Source organism: Vibrio sp. Y176 (assembly GCF_033438945.1).
Window position 1 is genome coordinate 1 of record NZ_JAWOQS010000751.1, and the last position, 618, is coordinate 618.

Here is a 618-nt window from a genome sequence, read left to right on the forward strand (position 1 = left end):
ACAATTCAAACGATTCACGTTTGTACTCTTGTTTCGGGTTCTTTTGTGCGTAGCCACGTAGGTGGATACCTTGACGCAGATGATCCATCGCCGCCAGATGCTCTTTCCAAAGCGTATCGAGTGTTTGAAGCATCACTGATTTTTCGAAGTTACGAAGCACTTGTGCACCCACAACTTCTTCTTTCGCTTTGTATACTTCAACGGCTAGGCTGATGATCTTCTCGCGCAGCGCTTCTTCGTACAGTTTGTCGTCTTCCTCAAGCCATTGCTTGATTGGCGCGTCTAGATCGAAATCTGCTTTCAAACGTTCTTGAAGACCTTCCACATCCCACATGTCTTCTAGAGATTGTGGTAGAATGTATTCGTCGATGATCGCTGTGAGCACATCTTCACGGTTTTGTTCAATCATGTCGCTGATATCGTCAACGTTCATGAGCTCATCACGCAGTTCGTAAACCACTTTACGTTGATCGTTCGCCACGTCATCGTATTCAAGAAGCTGTTTACGGATGTCGAAGTTGCGACCTTCCACTTTGCGTTGTGCTTTTTCAATAGAACGAGACAACATCTTAGATTCGATTGCTTCACCTTCTTCCATACCGCTTTGAATCAAGCTTG

1 pseudogene is annotated in these 618 nt (G+C 45.1%); it reads right to left on the reverse strand.

Annotated elements, in window-relative coordinates:
- Positions 1 to 618: pseudogene (secA, locus tag R7O13_RS28445) on the reverse strand (preprotein translocase subunit SecA); the annotation flags it as partial.